This is a genomic window from Halobacterium sp. CBA1126 (assembly GCF_009741975.1).
Lineage (GTDB): Archaea > Halobacteriota > Halobacteria > Halobacteriales > Halobacteriaceae > Halobacterium.
Map to the genome: position 1 here is coordinate 1 of NZ_WPCF01000040.1, position 7,500 is coordinate 7,500.

Consider the following 7,500-nt stretch of genomic DNA (forward strand, 5'->3'; position numbering starts at 1 on the left):
AGCAAGACGCCAGCATCCGGATAGTACTCCACCGGCGAGTTCGACACGGAGATACAGCTTTCCCTCCTCGACGAGGTCCACCGCTTCGAACATTCGACGGCCAGCAAACCGCGACCGCATATGCTCTAACACCGCCCGGTCCAGTGGCGCGGGACTCGCGCCGTCGTCGGCCGGCACCATCGTCAGCCGTGCGACGGCGCTGTCGAGCTAGTCGCCTTCTGGCGCGCGCGCTCATGAAGTCGGCGCTCCTCGATCGCGGTCGCCCAGTCACCGAGGTCCGCATACACGTCGTCAACGTGTTCGGCTTCGTAGTCGAGAACATCGACGTCAGCGGGCGAGTCAGCGTCGTACTCCTCGCGATATACTTCGATTTGGTCGGTGAGCTCCGAGACCCGAGCCTGTAGTTCGTCGACGGTGTGTTCGTTCGCCAGTTCGTTCATTCGCCGCCACTCGAAGTAGTCGTTGTTGCGCTCGTATCGCGCTGGGCGGCCGTCGTGGTGGATGACAATGCCGAGGTCTGCGTAGAAAGACAGGTGTGTCCGTGCGGACTCTTCGGAGCAGTCTGCGCGCTCGGCAATCTCGGCGGCCGTCATCGGCTCCCGGGCATGGAGGACCGCGCCATACACGCGCTGTTTCGTGTCCTCGCCTTCGAATGGCTGGTCGAATGGAGGTGGGCCGTCGCGACGAGCGTCGTCTGCCATACTTCGATCAACGGACTAAGACCACATATTTCTTCCTCTGTCCAAAATATATTCTTTTGTCTTCCCATGCCGTCGGGTCGACGACCACCCAGTTTGCTCACCCTGAGGGAGGTCACTCGTGGAGGGGCTTGGCCGTGACTCAGCCTCGGGCCCCTTCAGGTAGACGACAAACCCGGCATTTAGCTGGAGTTGTCTTGGGCCCCACAGAGGAAACAAAGCCAGTGAAAGAACGCCGTTGGCCTTGGTGAGAAGGGACGATGTATTGCTCAGGCAAGATCGCCGTCGTCAACCGAGCGATGGTCGGTGTCGACAAATTGCTCGGTGTTGTCGATCGCAGCCACTACGGGCTAGAGGCTGACCGCGGTTCGAGCCAGGAGATCCACGACGCGCTCGAACACAAGGAACGTCTTTCGGATGGACGCGAATAGGAGTTACACTCCCAAGTCCATCGCTTCGATCTGTTCCTGATAGCGGTTGCGGATGGTGACTTCGGTGACGTTCGCGACGTTGGCGACTTCACGCTGGGTCTTTTTCTCGTTGCAGAGGAGGCTTGACGCGTAGATGGCGGCGGCCGCGAATCCGGATGGTGATTTACCGGAGAGTAGTCCTTGTTCGGCGGAGGTGTCGATGATTTCGCGGGCCTTTGCGATGGCTTCTTCGGAAAGGTCGAGGTCGCTCGCGAAGCGGGGGAGGTACTCCTTGGGGTCGGTGGGTTGAATTTCGAGGGAGAGTTCGTGGGCGACGTAGCGATACGTCCGTCCGATCTCTTTCTGGTCGATGCGGGCGACTTCTGTTACTTCTTCGAGGGTTCGCGGGATGCCTTCCTGGCGGCAGGCGGCGTAGAGGCAGGCAGTTGCGACGCCCTCGATGGAGCGCCCGCGGATGAGGTCCTCTTTGAGCGCACGTCGATAGATGACCGATGCGACCTCCCGCACCGACCGTGGGACGCCAAGCGCGGATGCCATCCGATCGATTTCCGAGAGCGCGAACTGGAGGTTGCGTTCGCCCGCGTCCTTCGTGCGGATGCGCTCCTGCCATTTGCGGAGGCGGTGCATCTGGTTTCGTTTCTTCGCGTCAAGTGAGCGACCGTAGGCGTCCTTATCCTTCCAGTCGATCTGGGTGGTCAACCCCTTATCGTGCATCGTCTTCGTCGTCGGCGCGCCCACGCGTGATTTCTGGTCGCGCTCTGAGGAGTTGAACGCCCGCCACTCCGGGCCATGATCGATTTGGTCGTCCTCAAGAACGAGCCCGCAGTCCTCACAGACTCGTTCGCTTTGATCGGTGATCACGTTGGATGAGTTGCACTCCGGGCACTGCTGTGTTTCGTCGTTCGTTTGTGCTTGCTCACGCGATTCCGTTTCACGTTCGCGAGTCGCCCGTTCCATTCACCTTATGACAACCTCGTAAGTATATATAGGCCTTTGCTTGTCGCCAGCCAAAGAGACAGATTGCAGTGTGGTTAGCTTATACCGGCGACTGGTACCACCACGCCAAACCCGCATCTTGGAAACAAGCTGGAGATTAGTCCGACAGACGCTAACTATGAGCTTCGGCGGCGTGCAGAGTAATCCCTCCTATCTCCGAAATCCGGAACCGACACGCCATCGGCTATGAGAGAGCGCCGTGTTTCCGGAGAGAGGGTTGGAAAATGCCATTTACCATCGACTTTCTGGACGACGGCCGCGTCCTGGAGTGGGAGACAACAGCCGACGGCGCCGTCGCAACAGAACGAGACAAGTACACTCCGCGCTTCTACGTCGCCGCTCGCGACCCAGCGATCGACCGCGACCTCACGACACTCCAGTCGGTGTACAATCAGCACCCGGACGTCGTCACGACCGAGATGGTTGCGCGACGGCCGGGCTTTCGACGGGACAAGGAGGCAGTTCTCGCGGTCAACGTCGCCCACATCGACCGCGTCACCCCACTCGCCCGGCAAGCGCGCCAGCTGTCGGCCTATCCAGTCGGAGATCTCGCCTGTTTCAACGTCGACTTCTCGCGAGAGTTCCGATACTGTCTGGAGACCGGCGCCGATCCGACGCCGGCGAGCGAGCTGTCGACGCTCCGGCTCAGCGTCCCAGTGACCGAAACGAGCAACGACGCCTACGAGGAACTGTCCGTCGCCGGCGACGCCGTCACCGGCTCGCCGACGGATATCCTGACCGCCGTCCAAGGAGCACTCGAAGCGCACGATCCGGACGTCCTGGTCTGCTCAACCAGCGAGATCATCCCGACCCTGTACGAGATGGCGACGGACGCCGGCGTCGACGACTTCTCGCTGAGTCGGTGGCCGGACGTCGACTACCAGCAGCTCGCGAGCCGGTCGACGTACTCGAGCTACGGCCGCGTCGGCCACTCGCCGGCGAGGTACAACGTGCCCGGCCGGGCGATTATCGACGAGTCGAACACGTTCTTCTACGGGGAGACGAACCTCGACGGCGTCCTCGACCTCGTGTCGCGCTCGAAAAAGCCCGTCCAGGAGCTCGCGTGGGCGTCGATCGGGAACGTGCTCACGGCGATCCAGATCTGTGAGGCCCACGACCGCGGCGTCCTCGTCCCATGGAACTCCTGGCGCCACGAGTTCTACAAGCCGATGGGCACGCTCCACGACGCCGACCGTGGCGGCTTCATCTTCGCGCCCGAGGTCGGGCTTCACGAGAACGTCCACGAACTCGACTTCTCCTCGTTGTACCCGAACATCATCTGTACCAGAAACGTCTCACCGGACGTCATCCGGTGTGACTGCCACAGCGACCGCGACGACGTCCCCGGCCTCGGGTACTCGATCTGCGACGACCGGGGCTACCTCGTCGACGTGCTACAGCCGATCATCGACGCTCGCGATGAGATCAAGGCGGCCATCCGTCACGAGAAGGAACGGGACGACCCCGACGAGGACCGACTGGCGGAACTCGAGGGACGGTCGGGAGCGCTGAAGTGGATCCTCGTCGCCTGCTTCGGCTATCAGGGGTTCAGCAACGCGAAATTCGGCCGCATCGAGTGTCACGAGGCGATCAACGCGTTCGCTCGCGAAATTCTGCTGACGGCGAAACAGCGGCTTGAAGCGGGCGGCTGGCGGGTCGTCCACGGCATCGTCGACTCCATCTGGGTGACCCCGGACCCCGACGTCGACGACGAGGACCGCGAGAACCTCGAGACGCTCGCGACGGAGATCACGGAACGCGTCGAGATTCGGCTCGAACACGAAGCTCAGTACGACTGGGTGGCGTTCGTGCCGCAGCGCGAGAGCGACGCCGGCGCGTTGACGAAGTACTTCGGGAAGGTCGCCGGCGACGACGACTTCAAGATCAGGGGCATCGAAGCCCGGCAGCGTTCGACCCCGCCGTTCATCGAGGACGTCCAGCGAGACTGTCTTGACCGGCTCGATGCCACACGGTCACCGGACGCGGTGCTCGGACGGCTCGAACAAGCAATCGACGAACTGCAGGCGGGTAACGTAGCAGTAGAGCGGCTCGTCGAGCGGAACCGTGTCTCCAAGCCGTTGGAAGGCTACTCACAGAACACCCAGAACGTGGCGGCCTTGAAGCGAGCCCGCGAGCAGGACCTGGCAGTCCACCCGGGCCAGGATATCGAGTACGTGGTCGTCGACGACGAGAAATCCTCGCGAGACCGGGTCGCCCTCGCCCACGAGGAGATCGAGACCTACGACGCCTCGTACTACGAGACGCAGCTGGTCAGAGCGGTCGAGAGCGTGCTTTCACCGCTCGGGTGGGATCGGTCCGACATTCATCGAGAGCTCTCCGGTGAGAGGGACGCCGTTTTGAGCTCGTTCGGAGCCACCAACGAACTGTCGTAGTGGACCCCACCCCTGGTTTCCGTCGTTTCGAACCAACCCCACGTTTCCGACGTAATTTTCGACCCCCCTCGTTTCCGTCGTTTCCTCACGCCCCACCCCGGATTTCCGTCGTCCGCACCCACTCAGTAGTAGGGGGTCGCTACTCGCGAGTCCAGTCCTGCATCCGGCTGTCCTCGAGGATCGTTTCGCGGACGACCTGGGGATCTTCGATGAGTCGGTTCTGGAGGTGGATGCCGCCCGCACTCCCCTTGTTGATCTTCTCGATTTCGACAACCCCGAGGAAGGCTTGCTCTTTCAGGATGTCGCGGAACCGACGGACTGAGAGGATATCCATATCGAGATGGTTGCAGATGCGTTCGTACTGGTCGTACACCCGGCTCGTGAGGAACGCATCGTCATTGCTGTTGACACTCAGTTCCGTGAGCGCCAGCAACGCCGCTTTCGCCTGCGTGGGTGCGCCGTTCACGAGTTCTCTGAACCTGTCCTTTTCGGCGTGCTGCTGTGCCTGGCGGACGTGTTCCTCCGTCACTTGCTCTGCCCCGGCCTCGTAGGCGACCTCGCCGGCGTGGCGAAGAATGTCGATCGCCTTCCGAGCATCGCCGTGTTCCTGTGCGGCGAAGGCCGCCGAGAGCGGAATCACGTCCTCGGAAAGGACGTCGTCCTGGAAGGCGTCCTCGCGGTTGAACATGATTTCCCGGAGCTGGTTGGCGTCGTATGGCTTGAAGAACAGCTCCTTGTGCTGGAAGCTGCTTTTCACGCGCTCGTTCACGTTGTCGACGTACTGGATCTTGTTGCTGATCGCGATGACACCGACGCTACAGTCGATTTTCCCCGCCTCCTCAGCGCGCGAGAGCTTCATCAACACGCTGTCGTCGTTCATCAGATCGATCTCGTCGAGGATGATGATCACAGAATCGAATTGAGCGTCGAGCGTCTTCCAGAGGAGTTTGTAGTATTTCGACGTACTGAGGCCGGTATGTGGGACGGAGATTCCAGTCGAAGATTCATCGTTCAGCTTCGCGGCCAGTGAGGAGATTGCTTGAGTCTCCGTGTTGTCTTCAGCACAGTCGATATACGCGGTTCCAATCTCGACGCCATCCTGAGCGGCATTCTGAGCTCGTTGGCAGACGTGTTTTGAAACGAGAGATTTACCGGTCCCCGTTTTCCCGTAGATCATCACGTTTTCCGGGGAGTACCCGTGGACAGCACCGTTGAGACGTTTCGCGAGCTTCGAGATTTCCTCGTCGCGACCGACGATCCGGTCAGCCTCCGGAACGTGGCCGATTTTCAGGAGATCCTTGTTCGCGAAGATGCGATGCCCGGATTCAAAGAGTGGATCGTCGACAGAACTGGGTGAAGAGTCGGGCGTCATTGAATATCACACGGTGTGAGCGGAGGGAGTATAAATGTAGTGGAGAATGCCACCCCACGTTTCCGACGTTCCTTGTCCGATATCAGCCGGGAAATGCCGTCATTCGGTGGAATTGGATTGCTGACAATATAGCCGCGTTTCCGACGTGAGATAGGAAACTCGGAGACGGAAGCGTCGCTGCGATGTCGAATCCCGAACCCACACACCCCACGTTTCCGTCGTAATCACCGAACAGGTGGGGAGGGGACTCGAAGAAGACGTCCACGACGAGATACCAAAGACGAGAGCGGCCTAGCCGTCCAATACTGGCCGTCTACAGAAACAGCTGGAAAGGATTGTTTCAGCTGAGGGGCGAAGTACTTCGCCCCCCTCTTTGGTCGAAGTACACTTAATGAGTGTTTCTCAGCTATACCACTTTAATCTATGTGTTCCAGAAGTTAGTTCATCTCTAGATTGGTTCTAGGTCAACAGAATTAGTGGCTGTATTGCACTATCGTAGTCTCTCCCTACGCCGTCGTGGAGAAACGACGGAAACGCGGGGGGTGTGGTCCCTTCGAAATCAGCGTCACCCCCTCCACCACCAGCCAGTTACGACGGAAACGTGGGGTGGGTGTCCTCTCTCATTGAGTTTAACTTGTCTGGGTTAACTGCCCCCATTCACACTCTGGGGCCTCAAGCCAGCTATCCATTCCGGGTTGCTGACACAACTATTGGCTGACTTCACCAGCGGGTAAGTCCCACCCGCCAAGCCAGCGTGGAAGTCCTGTCATCAACTAACGCGTCAGCACTAGTAGGGGGAGATCGTTTACGTCGCAGGTGTCCGCTCAGAGAGTGGCAACACACTCGACGAGTTCGTCTTCAGTAGCCCACCGGCATAACCGACCGCCATCGTCCAACATCTCAAAAATCGCCGTCTGCATACCGCTATACGGGTTCTCACTCGTCACTCCGGTCTCAACGTCCTCCAGGTCGAGCGTTTCGTATTCGCGCTTAAATACGTTCGTTTTCGCAAAATATTCGTCAAGGGCCGTGAAGTAGCCCTGTTCGACCAGAAACCCTCCCTGGGCGTGTTCGGCGACACCAACGATCATATCCGTATAATCGGCGAGCAGTCGGAACTTGAGATAGGTGTTCGTCCATTCGCTTCGGATGTCGACCATCAAAAATGCATACGCGCCGGGCCGTCGATTGAGGCGATCTTTCACGAGCTGGAGACGGCGAATCTCGGGTTGACCATAGCTACCGAGGACAAAGTACGAATTCTCAGCCGAGAAGATCGGCGTCAGCTCCGCAACACTCTGTTTCAGCGCTTCGTACTCCTCCGGAGTGAGTGAGGTCTCGTGAAGATACTCGTCGGCCTTCTCAGCGAGTTCGTCAACAGTGACTGGATCCTCACTCATCTACCCGAACGTACGCAGATAGGGTGCTTTAATATGGCGACCTCATCGTATACCGATTCGCCCATACCTGATTCGTATTTGGGCGAAACGCTTTTGGCCGGCCCACTCGAACAACGAAGTAATGAGTACCTCCGATCAGCCGCCAAGCGACCTCGATTCCGTTCGGGAGCGACTCAACGTCGTCACCCAGGAGACGCGTTTCGCGCTTCT

6 protein-coding genes (1 of these 6 only partly in view) are annotated in these 7,500 nt (G+C 59.5%); 2 read left to right on the forward strand and 4 right to left on the reverse strand.

What is annotated here, in order from left to right; genetic code table 11:
- Positions 1–182: 182 nt before the first annotated feature.
- Together GJ634_RS07335 and GJ634_RS07340 are read right to left on the reverse strand one after the other, a co-directional pair.
- A complete protein-coding gene (locus tag GJ634_RS07335) occupies positions 183–701 on the reverse strand; it encodes a transcriptional regulator (RefSeq protein ID WP_157501710.1) in 519 nt (172 codons plus the stop codon).
- A 431-nt stretch (positions 702–1,132) separates the two neighbouring features.
- Complete coding sequence (locus GJ634_RS07340; protein ID WP_157501712.1) at positions 1,133–2,086, reverse strand: transcription initiation factor IIB family protein; 954 nt, start codon at positions 2,084–2,086, stop codon at positions 1,133–1,135.
- Positions 2,087–2,349: 263 nt separating this feature from the next.
- Between GJ634_RS07340 and GJ634_RS07345 the strand changes: the two genes are divergently transcribed.
- On the forward strand, positions 2,350–4,518 hold the full coding sequence (locus GJ634_RS07345; protein ID WP_157501714.1) for a type B DNA-directed DNA polymerase: 2,169 nt from the start codon (positions 2,350–2,352) through the stop codon (positions 4,516–4,518).
- Between the two features lie 139 nt (positions 4,519–4,657).
- On the opposite strand, the gene orc4 is transcribed toward GJ634_RS07345, so the two are convergent.
- Both orc4 and GJ634_RS07355 read right to left on the reverse strand, forming a co-directional pair.
- Positions 4,658–5,890, reverse strand: coding sequence for a DNA replication protein Orc4 (gene orc4, locus GJ634_RS07350; protein ID WP_136718528.1), 1,233 nt, complete (start codon positions 5,888–5,890; stop codon positions 4,658–4,660).
- A gap of 824 nt (positions 5,891–6,714) precedes the next feature.
- Entirely contained in the window at positions 6,715–7,290 is a 576-nt protein-coding gene (locus GJ634_RS07355) for a hypothetical protein (protein ID WP_157501716.1), read from the reverse strand.
- A 121-nt stretch (positions 7,291–7,411) separates the two neighbouring features.
- Between GJ634_RS07355 and GJ634_RS07360 the strand changes: the two genes are divergently transcribed.
- Positions 7,412–7,500 carry the 5' end (the start) of a helix-turn-helix domain-containing protein gene (locus tag GJ634_RS07360; protein WP_157501718.1) on the forward strand. The gene runs 322 nt beyond the window's last position, so only the first 89 of its 411 coding nucleotides appear in the window; it begins with the start codon at positions 7,412–7,414; its stop codon lies beyond the right edge, outside the window.